The 18,590-nt window shown below is 46.9% G+C and carries 16 protein-coding genes, 1 pseudogene and 1 riboswitch; of the genes and pseudogenes, 7 read left to right on the top strand and 10 right to left on the bottom strand.

All coding sequences use genetic code 11. The features are described 5' to 3' along the window. Window positions 1-90: 90 nt before the first annotated feature. Together NSS66_RS16270 and NSS66_RS16265 are read right to left on the bottom strand one after the other, a co-directional pair. On the bottom strand, window positions 91-471 hold the full coding sequence (locus tag NSS66_RS16270; protein WP_023986688.1) for a TIGR02328 family protein: 381 nt from the start codon (window positions 469-471) through the stop codon (window positions 91-93). Between the two features lie 33 nt (window positions 472-504). Next, window positions 505-1,761 carry a DUF445 domain-containing protein gene (locus NSS66_RS16265; protein ID WP_068941032.1) on the bottom strand — a complete coding sequence of 419 codons (1,257 nt, stop codon included), beginning with the start codon at window positions 1,759-1,761 and terminating at the stop codon, window positions 505-507. A gap of 593 nt (window positions 1,762-2,354) precedes the next feature. Here NSS66_RS16265 and NSS66_RS16260 point away from each other — a divergent pair. From NSS66_RS16260 to NSS66_RS16250, 3 genes are all read left to right on the top strand, one after another. After that, the gene (locus NSS66_RS16260; RefSeq protein ID WP_023986686.1) at window positions 2,355-3,236 is read left to right on the top strand and encodes an AraC family transcriptional regulator; all 882 of its coding nucleotides are present in this window, start codon (window positions 2,355-2,357) and stop codon (window positions 3,234-3,236) included. A 50-nt stretch (window positions 3,237-3,286) separates the two neighbouring features. Further along, a riboswitch (cyclic di-GMP riboswitch) is annotated at window positions 3,287-3,367 on the top strand. Window positions 3,368-3,560: 193 nt separating this feature from the next. Further along, window positions 3,561-7,076 carry a collagen binding domain-containing protein gene (locus NSS66_RS16255; RefSeq protein ID WP_340959377.1) on the top strand — a complete coding sequence of 1,172 codons (3,516 nt, stop codon included), beginning with the start codon at window positions 3,561-3,563 and terminating at the stop codon, window positions 7,074-7,076. 110 nt (window positions 7,077-7,186) lie between these two features. Next, window positions 7,187-7,852, top strand: a complete 666-nt coding sequence (locus NSS66_RS16250; protein WP_023986684.1) for a class D sortase — start codon at window positions 7,187-7,189, stop codon at window positions 7,850-7,852. An 89-nt stretch (window positions 7,853-7,941) separates the two neighbouring features. Here the strand turns inward: NSS66_RS16250 and NSS66_RS16245 are convergent, their stop codons facing one another. Beyond that, the gene (locus NSS66_RS16245) at window positions 7,942-8,409 is read right to left on the bottom strand and encodes a cupin domain-containing protein (RefSeq protein ID WP_013308442.1); all 468 of its coding nucleotides are present in this window, start codon (window positions 8,407-8,409) and stop codon (window positions 7,942-7,944) included. A 327-nt stretch (window positions 8,410-8,736) separates the two neighbouring features. Between NSS66_RS16245 and NSS66_RS16240 the strand changes: the two genes are divergently transcribed. The 4 genes from NSS66_RS16240 (at window position 8,737) to NSS66_RS16225 (ending at window position 11,742) form a co-directional block, all read left to right on the top strand. After that, window positions 8,737-9,474: an amino acid ABC transporter ATP-binding protein gene (locus NSS66_RS16240; RefSeq protein ID WP_028541228.1), complete on the top strand. Its 738-nt coding sequence runs from the start codon at window positions 8,737-8,739 to the stop codon at window positions 9,472-9,474. A gap of 41 nt (window positions 9,475-9,515) precedes the next feature. Further along, window positions 9,516-10,346, top strand: a complete 831-nt coding sequence (locus tag NSS66_RS16235) for a transporter substrate-binding domain-containing protein (protein ID WP_023986682.1) — start codon at window positions 9,516-9,518, stop codon at window positions 10,344-10,346. Between the two features lie 71 nt (window positions 10,347-10,417). After that, complete coding sequence (locus NSS66_RS16230) at window positions 10,418-11,077, top strand: amino acid ABC transporter permease (RefSeq protein WP_023986681.1); 660 nt, start codon at window positions 10,418-10,420, stop codon at window positions 11,075-11,077. Window positions 11,078-11,091: 14 nt separating this feature from the next. Next, window positions 11,092-11,742 (top strand): amino acid ABC transporter permease, encoded by a 651-nt coding sequence (locus NSS66_RS16225; RefSeq protein ID WP_028541230.1) that lies wholly within the window; start codon window positions 11,092-11,094, stop codon window positions 11,740-11,742. Between the two features lie 27 nt (window positions 11,743-11,769). On the opposite strand, the gene NSS66_RS16220 is transcribed toward NSS66_RS16225, so the two are convergent. The 7 genes and pseudogenes from NSS66_RS16220 to NSS66_RS16190 form a co-directional block, all read right to left on the bottom strand. After that, window positions 11,770-12,525 carry a LysR family transcriptional regulator substrate-binding protein gene (locus NSS66_RS16220; protein WP_256704500.1) on the bottom strand — a complete coding sequence of 252 codons (756 nt, stop codon included), beginning with the start codon at window positions 12,523-12,525 and terminating at the stop codon, window positions 11,770-11,772. A 6-nt stretch (window positions 12,526-12,531) separates the two neighbouring features. Continuing rightward, window positions 12,532-12,612, bottom strand: a pseudogene (locus NSS66_RS16215) (LysR family transcriptional regulator); the annotation flags it as partial. 161 nt (window positions 12,613-12,773) lie between these two features. Next, window positions 12,774-14,594, bottom strand: coding sequence for an oligopeptide ABC transporter substrate-binding protein (gene opp4A / locus NSS66_RS16210; RefSeq protein ID WP_028541232.1), 1,821 nt, complete (start codon window positions 14,592-14,594; stop codon window positions 12,774-12,776). Window positions 14,595-14,636: 42 nt separating this feature from the next. Beyond that, window positions 14,637-15,545, bottom strand: coding sequence for an ABC transporter permease (locus NSS66_RS16205; RefSeq protein ID WP_023986676.1), 909 nt, complete (start codon window positions 15,543-15,545; stop codon window positions 14,637-14,639). A 28-nt stretch (window positions 15,546-15,573) separates the two neighbouring features. After that, window positions 15,574-16,542, bottom strand: a complete 969-nt coding sequence (gene opp4B, locus NSS66_RS16200) for an oligopeptide ABC transporter permease (protein ID WP_340959374.1) — start codon at window positions 16,540-16,542, stop codon at window positions 15,574-15,576. Window positions 16,543-16,555: 13 nt separating this feature from the next. Beyond that, window positions 16,556-17,482 carry an ABC transporter ATP-binding protein gene (locus NSS66_RS16195; RefSeq protein ID WP_340959373.1) on the bottom strand — a complete coding sequence of 309 codons (927 nt, stop codon included), beginning with the start codon at window positions 17,480-17,482 and terminating at the stop codon, window positions 16,556-16,558. Then, a complete protein-coding gene (locus NSS66_RS16190; RefSeq protein WP_340959372.1) occupies window positions 17,460-18,491 on the bottom strand; it encodes an ABC transporter ATP-binding protein in 1,032 nt (343 codons plus the stop codon). The genes NSS66_RS16195 and NSS66_RS16190 overlap by 23 nt, the downstream gene beginning before the upstream one ends. Window positions 18,492-18,590 lie beyond the last annotated feature (99 nt).

The raw sequence follows: 18,590 nt of genomic DNA, 5'->3' as shown, positions 1-18,590 counted from the left end.
TCTCTCCCCCAAGCACTGAACACTGAAGCATCAAAAAAGCGGGCTTGCGGCACTTCATCTGAATGATGAACATACCGCAGCCCGTCTTTTTTAGGTCACTTCAATCTCTATTAAAATACCCTTGGAAGCCAGGTTATCCAGGCACTCCTTCATATACTCATCGTCATGCTCCACATATGCACCCGCGCCTGCCAGTTCCTCACCCAGCTCCGCCTCCCAAGGCTCACACTGCTTACCGCGATACAACGGCTGTTCCCATAGTGGATCAACATTGTACCCTCTGCTTTTCATTTCGTCCATAATGAGCCTATGATAGCGCACCAGCAGCATTGGGTGATAATCGAACACATAATTCACGGTGGCGTGTGGCTTGCCCCACCCATTCCCGCGCAGGGCACAGCACTCACGATGTTGCCCCAACAGTTGCGGACGGGGTAACCTGTCGATTAAATGTTCATGCCAAAGCCTCATGCTTCCACAACCCTATCTGTAGCTTTTTCTGGTCTATTGGATTAGCATACGGATACCTGTCAGCACAATGCCGATCAGGAAGCCTGTAACTGCGCCGTTAATACGTATCCACTGCAAATCCTGTCCCAGTTTGTCCTCCATCAGTGCAATCAGGGATTTGTTATCCATTTTGTCTACATTTTCGCGTACCAAGTTACCAATTCGACTATGGTTGGCTTCCACCAGTCCAGTAATACCTTCCACAATTCGCACATTGATCTTGTCCAGCAGCTCGGTATTCCCTCTTAAATCAGTCAGCATCCGATCCAATAGCGGTAAAATATAGGTCTGCACATAGCTTCCGTCTTCCATGTAGTCCAATAAGCGTATACGCAGTTCTTCCATTTTGCCCAGCACTGACGCATCGCCTTCCCAGGCTTCAACAAGGCTATCCTTCCAGCCGTTCAACCCTTCCTGAACCGTATCTTTCGTCGCCAATCGGGTCACCTGTGTTCTCAGACCATCCAGCACGGCCTGGCGGCGCGGGTGCTCTTCCCTTTGCAGTTCTGCTACCTGATCCAGCAGGAAATGACGAATCATTTCACCCATACGCTCTTCGTTCAGATAGCCTAGGAATGCGTTCAAGGCAAACTGCATCAGCCCGCTCACCTGCAAACCACTAACAGCCTGCATCCCTAAGGTGCCCAGCGTATAACCCGTTTCGGGTCGCAAAAGCCAGGACTCTGCTTGCTCCAGCGTATAATCCAGTGCGCGGCGATCATAGCCCTTCTCGCTGGTCTGACGAGCAAGCGCCTCTAGCAGCGGTCCGGTGTCAAAGTCAGTCACCTGCCGCTTGAGCTCTGCCACGATGACCGGAGCCAATTCCGCGAGCGGGAGCGACTGGACGAGACGCTTGGCAAGAACATCTATGGATGCCGCCGCCTCCGGCGTGCGCATTCCTTTTTCCACACCGCCCAGTACCAAATCGGCCAAACGAATATCTGCAATTTTAGACGCAATGCTGTCTTTGTTTAGCAGGTTATTTTCCACGGTACTCACCAATGCATTCGTGAGCTTGTCCCTATTTTTAGGAAGCAGCGCCGTATGTGGTATCGGAATGCCTAGCGGATGACGGAACAAAGCAGTGACAGCGAACCAGTCTGCCAGTCCCCCTACAAGTCCTGCCTCAAAAGCTCCGGCTAATAAACGAGCCCAGCCATATTGCTGGAAGGGCAATGTGGCTGCAAAGCCTGCCCCTAGAATAACGAGCGACCAAGCCGCTGCGGTTTTCGTACTTTTTGGTTTTCCCATCCTGTAATCCTCCAAACTGACTGTCGAGTAAGTAAAGCACTATACCTGTATTACCCATCATATCATTGCCCGTGTCATTTCCAAAGTTGAAAGCACTTTTGATGAAACGCGCAAGGGCACTTTTTGCGTAATTTTTTATGCATATATCTCTCTTTTTTACATTCATGTTTGTGAACAAAATCACAGTACTGGGCCCAAACTCTTATTTTCAATAATAAGCCTTACGAACCATTTTAACAAAACCAAGTCCCAATTTTTTTAAACCGAAAGGAGAAGTGAACAAGAAAGTTGAATGGGCATAAGATACCTTTTTTCAGTACCATTTTGGTATTTGACCTCAGAAAGGATTTGAATCCATGATAACCCCAGATTCTTTCAACAGCATTCGACTTTTTCATATGGATTATCAGATTAAATATCCATAAAAAGCGAGACTCCCATAAAGCTCACACACATAATTTGATATATAGACATATTTGTTGTGATAAAATAAACTTTTATAAATAGGAAATCATGTTTAATCAGCCATTATATATTGGTAAATCAAACCAAGATATGCTAGATAAAATTGCTTTTTTGTAAAGGAATTGAATATGACAACAGACCAAAAAAACAACGTGGGCCTCTGGAATGGCGATCCGGTCGTAATTGTACGCACTCCCTCCGCTTTTGCCAAGCAATCCCTTTTATATATCCAGGAATTAGGCTACTTTCAAAAAACTTCTGCTTTTACGATGGAAAGGAAAGAACTTGCCTCTTTTTTGCTTGTCTTTACGTTGTCTGGTAAGGGAGAATTACTGTACCGGGACAAGAAATATATCATAAAACCTCAAGATTTGTTCTTTATTAATTGCGAGGAATATGTTCAATACAGCACCTCCGGTCATGAATCCTGGGAGTATATCAGCCTGTACCTGTATGGCAACCTGATCGAAAATTTTTACGAACAATTTGCCAAGCATAATAAACCGGTCATTTCCATGCATAATCCGCATATTATATTGGATAAGCTCCATGCTCTGATTTGCGGGCAGTCTGACAGAAGTCTTTCCGCTGAGCTGCTAACGTCCAGGCTCATTGGTGAAATACTAATGTGCATTTTGCAACATCCCTATGATCATCCGCATGTGAATGCTGAAACCCTCAGCGAAGTACGCCGGGTACAGCAATATTTGGATCAGTCCTACTGTGAGCGAATAACACTGGACTCGCTGGCAGACATGTTTGAATTAAACAAGTTTAATCTGGCTAAAAATTTCAAAAAGCAGATCGGTTTCTCTCCGATTGATTATCTCATTAATGTCCGTATCACAGCCGCTCAAAGCTGGCTTAAAACCAGTGACATGTCCATTGTGGATATCGCAAGGTACGTAGGGATTCCCAATACGAGCCATTTTATTAACCTATTCAAGGAGCATGTAGGAGAAACACCTCATTCCTTCCGCAAAAAATGGGGGAACCGTTCCAAGTTGTAAATGAGAGGTTACATGAAATCAGTTTGATAGATGATAGACGCACAAGCTATTCAAGTTAATGGCAAAACTGTCGAAAGGCAGTGACGCAAAACTATAGGGCCTTCCTATCCGGATGGCAGCCAGCTACCAGATGAACGAGCTTTTTATTATGTCTTTTTTACATAGATCCATCACAAATTGCTATGCCTCTCTCGAAGAAAGCCCTGATCGCTATGATCAGGGCTTTTTTTCTATTGGGATAGTCATGTCAGCCTAGCATGCTGAATATACTAATTTCGAACGAAGCATTGCCATATTACGATGAATAGGAGAATCACTTGGAGCATGAGAACAAAAATAAATGTAATGATCATTGCCTTATTGCTCATTGTCCAAAGCTTTTTCAGCGCAACGCTGGCTTACGCAGATGCTCCAGCCCCAGAACTGCCGCAGAGTGCTGTATCTGATCCTACACATACCGTTACAGATGCTGTATACGTTGTCCCAAACCTTGAACCTCCTGGGGAGATTCCTTCAAACACGGTCCCCTTCGTTCAAGGAGCAGTCAGTTCAAAGTCTCAACATGATGCAGCTCCGCAGAGCATATTAACGAAGTTGAGCCTGACCGACGAAGCAGGGCGTGTCATTGATGCGGTATATAGTCCCGGCAGCCAATTCGACATCGGATCAGCCATCCAACTAGGCTATGAATGGGAGCTTCCTGACAATACCTATAAGTCAGGGGACACCTTCACCTTTCATTTACCAGAACAGTTTGTCATCTACACTGATATCTCATCTCCGTTAGTCACTACCGATGGAACCGTGGGATACTTCACAGTAGATCGTCAGGGCAAGGTTATCATGACCTTTAACCAATATGTAGAGAATCACTCCAATGTCAGCGGCAAACTACAAGTTAAAACCGAGTTTACGAAAGAAACGGTGAAAGGCAGTACAGAGATCATCATTGCGATTCCGATCAAAGGCGGGGTGCAAACGGTCATCGTGAATGTAAAACCCCAGTCAGGGCCAACCCTAAGCAAACAAGGGAAAATAGCTGGCACAAACCAGATCGACTGGACCATTGATGTGAACAAACAGCTAAACACCGTAAAGCATGCCCTCATCACCGATCCCATTCCTTCAGGGCTGGAACTCAGAAGAGACTCTATCCGGCTCTATCATCTACAAGTCAATATCGACGGCTCGACCGTTGTTCGAGACCTAGTGAATGCAAGTGAATATGCCATTGAAGCAGATCAAGCCGGGACAGGGTTTGTGATTCGTTTTCAAGACGATAGCATTAACACGGCCTATCAGATTCAATATTCCACGCGTATTATTGGCGATAAAACTCGTTTCTCCAACACAGCAACGCTTTCAGGAGATGCGATAGAGAACGTTGTTGCTACCGCTACTGTTCAGGTGGAACGTGGTGAATTTTTGTCCAAAAAGGTTGAAAAATATGATCATGCCACACAAACACTCTCGTGGGCCATAAGATATAACTTCAGCGAGACAAAAATCCCCGAAGCCAAAGCTCTTTTAATTGATCATTTCAATAAAACTCAAGAATTGCTGCCCGGTTCTTTGAAAGTATTTAAGGGAAACACACTGGAGGAGCTCCCATCGTGGGCGTATACTGTCATCCCAGTTGATTATCCGGACCGCAACGGCTTCAAACTTCAATTCAACTTCGACGTAGATTCAGCCTATACCATCCGATACCAGACTCAAGCCAGAGGCCGTGTCTATGATAATGGAAAAGTTATAAACATCATAACCTCGGATGGAACGCAGAAGATTGTATCGACGGAAATCATAAGCGGAGTTATGACTAAAATGTATGACACACCCAATTACAACACCAAAATCATACCTTGGGTGATTACCATCAATACAGACTTGTACATCATGAAAAATATTGTCATTCAGGATGTGTTTCCAAACGGGGGCTTGGCTTTGTTACCGGACACCCTGAAAATTCAAAGTGTTGACGGAACAACGGAGCTACGTGCGCCCACGGATTATGAGCTGGTTCCGCTATCACAGGACTATAAACAAGGATTTACGCTCATTTTTCATAAAGCCATTCAGAAGGCTTATACAATCAAGTATTCAACCACCTATAATAATGACTGGAAAACGGATACGACGAAGCCCGAGTTTCGTAATAAATCCCATATAGAATACCAGTTTGAAGACGGAGAAAGATCATCGCAAGGAGTGGAGTGCCCGATCTGGCCGGACTTTATGACACAACGAAACGGTGCCAAGCAAGGAAGCTATAATGCAACCTCCAAGCTCATTACCTGGGACATTAAAGCTAACTACAATCGCAAGATTCTGAATCACGCGGAAGTGAGAGACCCCTTGTTGCAAGGTCAGAAGTTACTGCCCGCCTCCGTAAAAGTATACGATATGACCTTGCTGGGATGGTGGGATGGCGTACAAAAAGGGGCTGAAATCCCAGCAGATCAATACACCATTATTCCTCCCTCCGAGCAAAATGGTAATGAATTGCGTATCCAGTTCAAGGAGCAAATACAGACTCCCTACTGGATTACCTTTCAAACTTCATTGGAAGGAGAACTGATTGAAAAAGAAATCCACAATCAAGCCCTTCTACTGGATGGACAAAAAACAGTCTCTGAATGGGCAGCGCAAGTCGCGGTACCTCATGGCGGAGAATATGTATCTAAAGTCGGTACACAAAATGGAAATAAGATCGATTGGAGCATCCGCATCAATGAAGGACAGTCCCATGTATCCAACGCTAAAATTATAGATCAGCCTAGCAACAATCAAATCCTAATTGAGGATTCCTTTCATTTGTACTCTACAATAATCGCTGCCAACGGAAATACCACCAAAAGCACCGAGTTGATTAGAAACCAAGATTACAAGCTGTATATCAAGACAGACGCTCAAGGCCAGCAAACTTTTGAAGTTACTTTTGCCAAGGATATTTCCACTGCTTTTATACTTGAATACCAATCGTTCATTCATGCTGAAGACAAAGCCAAGGTGAGTAATAAGGTTGCCTTTGAGGGGGATCGCTTGACGACAGAGATGCGGGAAACCAGCCAGGAAATCATCGTACGAACGTCTTCCGGCTCCGGTTCTGGCGGGGGTGTGACCGAAAGTCTTGAGCTGACCAAGGTAGATCAGGATATGCCTGACAAGGTACTGCCTGGCGCACAGTTTGCGCTCTATGATAAAGGTCAAAAAAGAGCCCCGCTCATTCAGACCACCAATGCGGAAGGCAAAATCATCTTTTCCTCCTTGCTTCATGACGATTATATCTTGGAAGAATTGGCAGCACCGGAGGGCTATAAAGTCACCGAGGGCAAGCTCGAGATCAAAATAGACGCAACACTGCGACAAAGCTCTGGTGTAAAGAGGGTTGTGATCACCAATCGTAAAGAAAAGAAAAACGAACCAGGAACGCCTACTCATCCAGACCCTTCACCCCCGTCCGGAGGCTCAGGTAAAAAACATGACAAAGATCCGGAAATACCCGATACTCCGTCTATAACCGTTCCTCCGTCATTGCCAAAGTCTCCGGAGGACATAGTCCCTCCACAGGAGGAACCTGCGCCTATACCGCCGGAGCCGGAGCCGCCAGCCGTCATGCCTCATCAAGATCCTCCTCCTCCGGTGGATTCGAAAGACGATCCCGAACCTAAGATCCGTCTCAAGGTTCCGGGAAAAGAACCTGAAGATCCGGAGGATACACCTGCGGTACACCAATTGCCCCAAACAGGTGAAGGCAGCCCCGTTCCGTTCTATTTGACAGGCATAGCGATGGTTATATGGGGCGTATTTTTGAAATTCACACGAACAAACAAAAAATAAAACCGATCACCTGCCCTGATCTCCCGACTCATTCCCGATTGGAATGAGTCGGGAATGGGGCATTTTTCAAAAAATATGTATAATCCGTACTTTGCTTAGGGGAGGCGAGATTGCTGAGTCTGCGTAAACTTTCCTACGTATTTATTGTGTTAGGCTTACTTTTTATTTTGTTTCCTAAAGCGACAGAATGGAATGAGGATCAGGAACAAAGCAAGCTATTAAAAGCAGCAGAGCTACCATCTGGAAAAAGCGACGCGCTATGGCCCCCCAGTCTTACGGACAGCTATGCTCGCTTGTCCACTCGTCTTACAGAAGTTCCGGTTAGTGAAGCACGACAAAATACTTCCCCATCCCCTGCTCCCATGGTAAGCGCTAATGAACAAACTCCCATAGCCACTATTAGTATAAGTCGTATTGCTTTAAAGCTCCCTGTATTGGAAGGCGCAACGAGGATAAATATGAGACACGCGGCTGTACATATGCCGGAAACGGGGACGCTGGGACAAGCAGGGAATGCCGCCATTGCTGCTCATCGAGCCCGTACCTCTGGACGTTTATTTAATCGTCTAAATGAATTGAAGATCGGGGATAAGATTGTTGTTAACGCTCGGGGTAACCAATATGTATATAGCGTTTATAGCCTGAAGGTGGTCGATCCTACGGACGTGTCTGTTCTGAAAAGCTTCAAAAAACAAAAGCTGCTTACACTGATTACATGTGACCCTCTCGTAAACCCCACCCATCGTCTCATTGTTCAGGCGAAACTAAGCACCTAAAGCTATTTTAAAGCCCTATTTCTATGAGTAAACATAAATCAGGCGGGCCATTCCTGTTCATTACAGAAATACACCCGCCAATGCTCACATCATGATTCAGTTGGATTCTTGGCAATCAGCTTGAAATCATCAAAGTGGAATCCTGGTGCAACCACACAGGTTACCAGCACGGGCTCATCCCCAAGCGGACGTGCCGTTTGCCATACTGCTCCTGGAACGAGTGCTTGGGGATGCTGTCCTGCCTCCACATCCGCACCGACGATAATCACAGTTTCTTCACCAGGCTCTTCTCCGCTTCCACCCAATTTCAACTCTACAGGGCTTCCGCTATGATATAACCACAGCTCATCAGAATGGACCACATGCCACTCGGAGAACTCACCCGGATGCAGCAAGAAATACGTAGACGAAGCTGCAAAGCGCGGACCGGAATACACATCCGGCAGTACAGGCTTCGGAATTTGGAAATGGGCCTTCCACATCTCTTTGTACCAGCCGCCTTCTGGATGGGGCTCCATGCCCAATGCCGTTACTAGCGGTGAAATAGCTTTCGTCATTGTCTAACCTTCCTTTACCCTAAATTCCTTCTTCCCTACTGTAAAACATAGCGTTGCTTTTGTCACGTTTCTCCCTTGGCATGTCGAGGATCAATAGTTTATGTCAAATTTAATAACATAAAATTACGGATATTTATTCGTTTTCAACATATAAATAACAGTTTACTAGCAAAAAACACACCAAAATACATTACACGTAAAGTTTAGTGACATAAAATCTTGTTTTTTATTGTAAGCTTATAGTATCATGAGAGAAATTTTTAAATTCTAATAGAGCTTGATCATGTCAATCCGTCTACTAAGTTATGTATCCAAGCCTAAAAAGGGGTGAGCTCTCTGATCCAGTTTCGCAACGTCAACAAGCATTACGGTCACTTCCATGTACTCAAAGACATTAATCTTCAGATTAAGGAGGGCGAGGTCGTCGTAATCATCGGTCCCTCCGGCTCGGGTAAAAGCACCCTGCTTCGCTGCATCAATCGTCTGGAAACGATATCGGATGGGGAGCTGATCGTTAACGAGATCCCTGTACATGACAAAAAGATTGATATCAATGCCTTCCGCCGCAATATCGGGATGGTGTTCCAACATTTCAATCTGTATCCCCACAAAAAGGTGATTGAAAACATTGTACTGGCACCTATGAAGGTACTGGGCATCTCGAAAGAAGAAGCTACTCAAACAGCCATCACCTATCTAAAGCGCGTCGGAATCGAAGAAAAGGCACAGAGCTACCCCGCCCAATTGTCCGGTGGACAGCAGCAGCGGGTCGCGATCGCCCGCGGACTCGCGATGAATCCAAAAATTATGTTGTTTGACGAGCCTACTTCAGCACTTGATCCCGAAACGATCGGAGAGGTACTGGATGTTATGCGCTCGCTCGCCCATCAGGGCATCACAATGGTCATTGTCACTCATGAAATGGGCTTTGCACGTGAAGTGGCGGACCGCGTGATTTTTATGGACAAAGGACAAATTTTGGAAGACAGCCAACCTGTCGAATTTTTTCAGAATCCGGGTGAAGAACGGGCTCGCCTGTTCCTGAGCCGTCTGATTCATCATTAATAGACTACCAATGTAGCGTAAATCGAAAGGGGAATGTTCTGATGAGAAAAAGATTTCAATGGAGTACTTTGGTGCTGGTAGCTTTATCTTGTCTGCTCGTCTTGGCAGGCTGTGGAGGCAAAGAAGGAGCGGCAACGTCGGGGAATGAGCCGGCAGCAGCCAACGGGCTGGAAGCGATCAAACAGCGTGGCAAACTGGTCGTTGGTGTGAAATACGATACCAAGCTGTTCGGACTGAAAGACCCGGCTAGCGGAAAAGTAGAGGGCTTTGATATCGACATCGCTAAGGCTGTAGCCAAACATATTTTTGGCGATGAAACCAAACTTGAACTAAAAGAAGTCACGTCCAAAACACGAATCACCTTATTGCAAAACGGGGACATTGACGCCATTATCGCGACGATGACCATTTCGGATGAACGTAAAAAGCAGGTTGATTTCAGCGACGTCTATTTTAACGCCGGGCAATCTCTGCTTGTGAAAAAAGGGAGCCCCATCACCGGGCTGGAGTCTCTGACCCCGAAGACCAAGGTGCTCGCCGTGAAGGGCTCTACTTCCGCCAAAAATATCCGTGAAAAAGCACCTGAAGCAACGATATTGGAATTCGAAAACTATCAGGATGCTTTCAACGCCCTCAAAGCAGGTAAAGGAGAAGCCTTGACTACGGATAACTCTATTCTGCTCGGCATGCAGCAGCAAGACCCGAATTATACTCTTGTAGGCGGGAACTTCACAGAGGAACCTTACGGCATTGCAGTGAAGAAGGGGCAAACCGAACTGCTACAAGCTATTAATGATACGCTCAAGGAACTGAAAAGCAACGGTGAATACAATAAGCTCCACGAGCAATGGCTTGGGGTTAAACCCGAATAGTATTCTTGTGAAGGAGCCGCGATTGCGAGCTCCTTCCTTTCTTAAGTCTGGATAAGGAGGTAAATTCGCAGATGCTTACTTTTGATATCAACGTACTTTTCGATCATAGCGACCGTTTCAGAGAAGGCTTGCTTCATACCGTTCAAGCTAGTGTCATTGCCTTGATCGGAAGCTTTATTCTGGGGGCTATTATTGCCATCCTCCGAATTGCGCCTTTTAAATGGCTGAACTGGATTGGTACCGTCTATGTAGAGGTCATCCGCAATATCCCATTGCTGATCGTCGTACTGTTTTTTTATCTCGGGCTTCCTACTTTGGGCATCCCTTTGGACGGATTCGTATCTGGAACGCTCGGATTGACTGTATACACAGCCTCCTTTATTGCTGAAGCCATACGTGCCGGCATTCAATCTGTGCCCAAGGGGCAATTTGAAGCGGCAAGGTCCTCCGGGTTGAGTTACAACCAGACGATGATCAGCATTATTTTACCGCAAGCCATCAAAATTGTACTGCCTGCGATCGGCAACCAATTCATTAATCTGGTCAAAAACTCTTCCGTGCTGGCTATTGTGGCTGGACTGGACCTAATGTATTACTCGGACCTCATTAACTCGGATACCTTCCTGCCCATCACAGTCTACGCCATCACGGCGCTGTTGTATCTTATCTTGACGGTTCCGCTTAGCTTTCTTGTACTTTATATGGAACGGCGTCTGTCCAAAACATCCTAAGGAGGGAAGCCCGTATGGATTTCGGTGGATTGTTTGTGTGGCCTAATGTGCGTTTTATACTGGAGGGCTTCCTGCTCACACTGGAGGTTGCTATTTACTCTATCGTGTTCAGCTTCGTTCTTGGTATCTTATTCGGCATTCTGCGCTATACCCGCTTACCTGTTATTTCACAGGTTGCAGCCTTTATCATTGATCTCATTCGCAATCTTCCATTATTGCTCATTATTTTCTTCATCGGCATGGTTTTACCATCCATCGGAATTTCGATTTCCCTCAAGTGGGCAGCCATTACAGGCCTGTCGATCTTCGAGGGAGCCATGATTGCCGAGATTGTGCGCAGCGGTCTGAATTCGGTCCATAAAGGACAGGTGGAAGCCGCACGTTCCTCCGGTTTAAGCTATTCTCAAACCTTATGGCATATCATTCTGCCCCAAGCGCTTCGTCGCATGGTGCCCCCGATTGTCAGCCAGTTCATTTCCCTATTCAAGGATACCTCACTGGCTGTCATTATCAGTTTGCCGGAGCTGACGCATAACATTCAGATTGTCGGTGGGCAAAATCAATCTTTTGTCATTCCAGCCCTGCTGTTCGCAGCTTTCCTGTACTTTGCTGTCAATTACAGTATGTCACTGATTGCACGCAGGCTGGAAGTTCGTACACATTAAAGCTCCTGATACTCATCAGGGTTGCCACTAGTTGGAACGCACTGTTAGTACAGCTTGTATCTTTTCAATCAATCGCTTCAACGCTTCTCCCTGATAACGGCCAGACTGATAAATCAACTCTAGCTGACCCTGGAGCACGCCGCACAAAATAGGTACAGTGCAAAATTGTGAGCGATCCAATTCTGCCGCAAGGGACTCCGTCTGTAGGGTTACGGCAAGTCCCTCCTGTACCCAGCGCAGGATTGAAGGTATGGAATTTGTCTCCAAGACGGTTGCAAAGGGATACCCACGATCACGGAAGCACTTCTCAATCAGTTTCCTGCCGGGATGACACTCTGGCTGCATCGCCCAGGGTACATGCCTCAATTCGTCCAGCGTAATGGAAGTACGGTTGGAAAACACATGCTCTACCGGAACAACAAGACAGTAGTTCTCCGTACGAAGAGGAAGCTGGACAAGCCTTTCATCCGTACCCGAATGCAGCGTAATGCCAACATCCACTCGGTTATCCAACAGCTGTTCTGTTACATCAAATGATGGATGGATGTGCAGGCTGACTTTAGGAAATGACTGATGAAAATGGATAAGCATTTCTTGCAATGGTTCCTCCAGCTCCGGTAATGCGATACCAATCCGCAAACTACCGCGTTGCTCGGTGCGCAACTCCTCAATGGAAGCCTTTGCTTGCTGTAAATCCTTGAGCGCATGTGCACTGTGTTGCAGCAACAATTTCCCGGCATCTGTCATTTTTATTTTCTTGCCTGCACGGTCAAAAAGCGTCATGCCCAATTCCTCTTCCAACGCCTTAATTTGCAAGCTAAGCGTGGGTTGGGAGATTCCGATCTTTTCCGAAGCTTTCGTAAAATGCAGTTCCTCGCATACGGCAATGAAGTATTGAAGCTGACGTATTTCCGTCTTCCTTCTCTCCCTTCGAGAATCCCCAGAATGATCGCACTAAAAGGTCAAAAGAAGCGCAAAATCGGATCCATCCGGTTCGCGCTTCTTCTTCAGGTTATTGCGCTTTTTTGAGATTATTGGGCTACTTCTGCTTTTTCCGCAGTCAACGTAATATTCGCAAACGTGTCTGCATCATACTCCTTGCCACGGGTAATATCGTAATTGGCTACCCGATTATTCACTGCCTCCAGCGAATAACGGAATAACGTCGGTACAATGGGCGCCTCCTCGCTCATATACGCCTGCCACTGATTGTATATATCTTTACGATAATTGTCGTCAAAGGCTTTCACAGACACCCCTTCCTGCAACAGCTTATCATTCTCTTCACTGGTAAAGCGCGAGTAGTTAAAGCTGGCTCCGCGTCCATACAGCCCACTAGGGTTTACATCTGTACCTGTACTCCATGCGCCGCCAAAAATATCAATGCCGGGGTCATCCTTCTGCACACGATCATAGAAAGAATTGAACTCAAGCAGACGACCGTCCACCAGCTCGACATGAAGTCCGACATCCTTCCAGTTTTGCAAATAAAACTTTGCCAGCGATTCAGCTGTCGCATCTCCGCTCATTGCCGCATAATGGAGAACCAGTTCCTTGCCCTTAGGGTCCTCACGGTATCCATCTCCATTGGTGTCCACATAGCCTGCCTCGTCCAGCAGCTTTTTCGCCTTGTCCGGGTCATACGCGATGCCCTTTGCATTTATATCATGATATCCCTTAAAGGCAGGCGGAATCAGGGATGTTGCTGGAATCCGAAGTCCATGATAGAGCTGCTTGCCGACCTGCTCATTATTCAGCGCATAGCCGAGGGCCTGACGCAATGACTTGTTCGCCAGCTTGGCGTTCGGGTCCATGATATTTAGATTCTTGGCCTGATCGAATTTGCCCATCTTAAAGCCCACATAGCTATAAGATAATTCCTCCTGACCGAGAAACTGTACATTTTTCGGATTGCTGGCCTCATTGTAACGGGTGGTTGGATAGCTGGCCCAATCGACTTCTCCACTTTTCAGCGCCTCGGTAATGACATTCGGGTTCACCACCTTCAGATGAAGACCATCCAACTTGGGCTCACCGTGGAAATAATCTTCATTTTTGACGAATTCCACAGATTCACCTGTGACCATTGATTTAATTTTGAACGGTCCATAGCCAATCGGATTTTTACGGACAGGATCAGATCCGGCCATATCTTTCACGGGGATATTCTGAAATACCTTTTTCTCCAGTGGTGTAGACCAAAGTCCCGATTTCACCGAAGGATTAGGTTCCTTGAAGTGAATGGTAACCTCTTTCTCATTCAGCACCTTGATGCCAGAAATGGTTTTGGCCTTACCCGCGTGATAATCCTCCATGCCCACAATGTTGGTCATAAAGCTATCATAACGCGGACCTTCGTAGTCTTTATGACCGATCACTTCATAGGAAAAAGCATAGTCCTCTGCCGTTACGGGATTACCATCCGTCCAGTTCAGTTTGGGATCAATTTTTACAGTCACCGCCTTATTGTCTGGGGAAAAGGAAATCGTCGCCGCTCCTTTATTGTCAATATTTAGATTGGAGTCAATCGAAAACATAGAAGGGTAGAAAAACTGGAAGACTTCAAAATCAGGATTGCCTTCATAAAATACAGGATTCAGAATACCTTCAAAAGGGGTATCAGACACGAGTGCATAATTGATGATGCCACCCTTAATCGGGGCCTTATCGTTCTTGATCGCCTTCTCCAGCGCTGTGGCATTCACCTGCTTGCTGTCGGACCCTGTGCCGCCTGTACCGTCAGACGATTTCCCTCCATTCGAAGCGGAAGGCGAACCGCTGCATGCGGCCAGAGAAAGCACCAAAATTGCAGATAGAACAGGCAGAATTCCTTTTTTCCAGTGTTTAACCATTGTAAATCCCTCCTTGTCATTGTCCTTATCCTTGAACTTCGGTTAACCCAATCGTTGTCTGGCATCCGTGGCGCGTTTGAGCGCCTGGCCAATAAAGTTAATCGCCAACATTAGCACCAAAATAAGCAGTGAGGCAGGCAACCACATCCACCAACTATTCTGCAAAACATCCGGGTCATTCGCATAACTCACCAGTGTACCCAAGCTTGGCGTAGATTCCGGTAAGCCAAAACCGAGATAAGAAAGCCCCGTCTCAATCCCGATATTTCCCGCTAAGCTGAGGGTCAGATTGACGATCACGACCGAGCTAAGATTAGGCAGCACGCCAAACCAGATGATTTTCCAATTGGGTGTGCCAAGGGTTTTGGAAGCCTGCACATAATCCAGTTCGCGCTCCGACAACACCTTGGCCCGGATCAGACGTGCTTTTCCAATCCATAAAAAGGCGGTCATGATAAAAATAAAGGACCCTATGCCGCTTTTGGGTACAATGCTGACAAATACGATGACCAACATCAAAAACGGAAGCACCAGAATAAAATCAATGATCCGCATGATGATGTTATCGACCAGCCCCCCATAAAAACCAGCCAGCAAACCTAACGTTAAGCCAATAGCGGCAGATAACAATGTAATCGTAAAGCCGATCGTGAAGGAATTGCGGGCTCCAATGACCAGCTGGCCGAAAATATCCCTACCCGCTCGATCTGTGCCCAGCCAATGCACTGAGCCTGGAGCTTCACGGATCGCGCCCAAATCCACCGTCGTGACAACATCCTGATTTACAAACAGGACAGAGGCATATATAAAGATCAAAAACAGAATTACAAAGCCAATGGAAACCAAGGCCATTTTGTCACGCACCAGCTCACGACGCAGTACAGACCAACTGGATGGTGATTTACGAATGATTTCCGGCGTGAAGACCTCCTCCACCTGAATAGACACCATAATCCCTCCTTTTCTCTAGACTTGTTCGCTATTCGATTCGAATGCGGGGATCAACTTTGCTTAGGATGACATCAGATAAAAGGGTTCCTAATAGCGCCAAGAAGCCGGAGACCATGACCAGTGCGTTCACGACTGAAAAATCCCGTTGAGTGATGGACTGGAGAAATAATTGGCCCAACCCCGGATAACCGAAAATAGATTCAAGGAAAATGTTGCCTGCAATTACTCCCGTCAGGTCATAGCCCAAAAAGGCAGCAATCGGCAATAGAGAGTTTTTGAAAATATGGCGGGAATAAATTTTACCTTCGGGCACCCCTTTGGAACGCGCTGTTTTCACAAAATCCTTCAGTCGTGTGTCAATGACCTCATTGCGCAAATACTGAATCGTAGCCGTTGTACTGAGCAATGCGCCTGTAACCGCCGGTAAAATGAGATGATACGACTTGTTCACGTAATATGACCATGTCCCCGGCTCCACGCCTACATCCACACTGCCGCTGGTTGGAAACCAGCCGAGCCTGAATCCGAATACGTACAGCAGCAACAACGCGAATATAAATAGAGGTGTCGCAAAGCTGAGATAGGTATAGCCCACTACGGTTTTGTCCAGCAGACTATGCTGATAACGACCGCTGAGTACGCCGAGCGGAATGGCGATCAGATACGTCAGAACCAGAATTACTACGCCCAGAAAGAACGTGTTTCCCAGACGACTGCCAATCAGATCGGTAACGCTAATTTTATGTACATAAGATTTGCCCAGATCCCCGTGAGCAAGCTGGACGAGCCAGTTCCCATACTGCACCCACACCGGGTCATTCAGTCCCAGTCTTTGTCGCTGTTCTTCCAGTGCGGCCGGATTCAGATTGGGTGTCGAAGTAATAAGTCCTGTCAGTGCATCCCCCGGCATAGCCTTAGCCAGGAAAAATATAAGCACGCTCAGTGCAAAAAGTTGAGGGATCATAACCAGCAGCCGACGCAGTGTAAATTTCCACATTTCTGTACCCCCCTTATGGTAGCGCGACTTGATGGGATGGACTTACTGATTTTAGTGCAAACGGCTTTCCACTCACGTCTAGATATTTGGGTAGCTCTGTTTTGTAGGAGGATAAGAGCATTCGCCTTTTTTGGGCATTTTCCAGCCGTTTTGTAGGATCAATATTGGGAATGGTTGCAATGAGGCGCTGGGTATACAGATGCTGTGGACGCTCATAAATGTCTTGCTCGCTCCCCTGCTCCACTAGACGGCCTCGATACATAATACCGATTTGGTCGCACATATGGCGGATAATACCCAAATCATGACTGATGAACAAATACGTCAAATTAAATTCCCGTTGCACATCCTTCATAAAATTCAGCACCTGTGCCTGCACGGAAACGTCCAGTGCCGACACCGGCTCATCAGCAATGATCAGCTTGGGGTTTAATGTCAGCGCACGCGCGATCCCGATCCGTTGCCGTTGCCCCCCGGAAAATTCATGCGGATATTTGTAGGCTGCATCGGCGTTCAAGCCGACCTTTTCCAGCAACGTCTGTACTTTCCTCCGTTCCTCCTCACTGCTCAGCCTTTCAAAATTTCGCAGCGGTTCAGCAATGACATCCAATACGCGCTTGCGCGGGTTGAGCGAAGAGTAGGGGTCCTGAAAAATCATCTGAATGTCTCTACGCAGCGGATGACGGTTGTTACGGCTCAGAGCCGCAAGGTCCTTTCCCTTAAAAAGAATCCGTCCGCTCGTCAGCTTATTTAGACCGATGATCGTCCTGCCTGTCGTCGTTTTTCCACAGCCGGATTCTCCCACCAGCCCGTATGTCTGGCCTGCCTCAATGCTGATCGACACGCCATCCACTGCTTTCACCTGATCGATAACACGCTGGAAGAAACCACCGCGCACCGGATAGTGGACCCTCAAATCATTTAACTCCAGTAGTGCCATGAGCAGCTTCCCCCTTTGCCTCGTCTTTAAAATGAAAATGCTGGTAACATGTACAACGGACCCAATGTCCAGGGGAAATTTCATTTAGTTGGGGATGGTCTTCATGCACTCCCTGCTGAATCCAGGGAATACGCGGGGCAAAGCGACAGCTATTGCGGGGGATATCTTGTAATGAGGGAACAATGCCGCCGATGACATGCAGTGATTCCCCCTTGATATGCGATCCCGGCATGGAAGCAAGCAAAGAACGCGTGTACGGATGCTGTGGATGCCTGAATAATTCAAAAACATCAGCGCTCTCCACGATTTCTCCGGCATACATGACCACCACGCGGTCGGCTACTTCTGCCACAACACCAAGATCATGCGTAATCAAGATAATTCCGCTCCCACTCTCCTGTTGAAGCTGTTTGAGCAAGTCGAGAATTTGCAATTGGATCGTTACATCGAGCGCAGTAGTTGGTTCATCTGCGATAATAAGAGAAGGTCGGCAAGCTATGGCAATCGCGATCATCACACGCTGACGCATCCCTCCTGACAGTTCATGCGGATACTGCTCATACACACGCACAGGATTCGGTATATCTACGCTTTCCAGCAGCTCCAGCACACGTTCCCTTTTTTGCTTCGTAGATAGTGACGTATGATAATCAAGATTTTCCTCAATCTGCTTACCAATGCTCATTAACGGGTTGAGTGCTGTCAGCGGGTCCTGAAAGATCATGCCCATGCCCGCTCCGCGGATTTTATTCATTTGCCCTGAAGAAAGACGGTTCAGGTCCGTGCCTTTAAAAAGGACCTCTCCCTCTACACGCGTGCGTTCCATGTCATGCAGTTGTGCGATCGAAAGCGCCAGCGCGCTTTTGCCACAGCCGGATTCTCCGACTACAGCCAGCACTCCATTGGGGTTGACCGTCAGATCCAGATGGTCGACTGCGGGGTGATATTGATCATTGATGCGAAAAGATACGGATAATCCTTTAATTTCCAACACGGGTCCGGTATTCAATGCGCGCTTCCTCCATTCTCCATGGTCTTGTCCCGCTTATTCTCACCATGTTTGATGTTTAAAACCTCTCATGAACATTACATACCGTTTTTGTCGGAA

It is taken from the genome of Paenibacillus sp. FSL R10-2748 (genome assembly GCF_038005565.1).
In the GTDB taxonomy this organism is placed as follows: domain Bacteria; phylum Bacillota; class Bacilli; order Paenibacillales; family Paenibacillaceae; genus Paenibacillus; species Paenibacillus polymyxa_B.
This window is presented reverse-complemented; position numbering and strand designations above follow the sequence as displayed.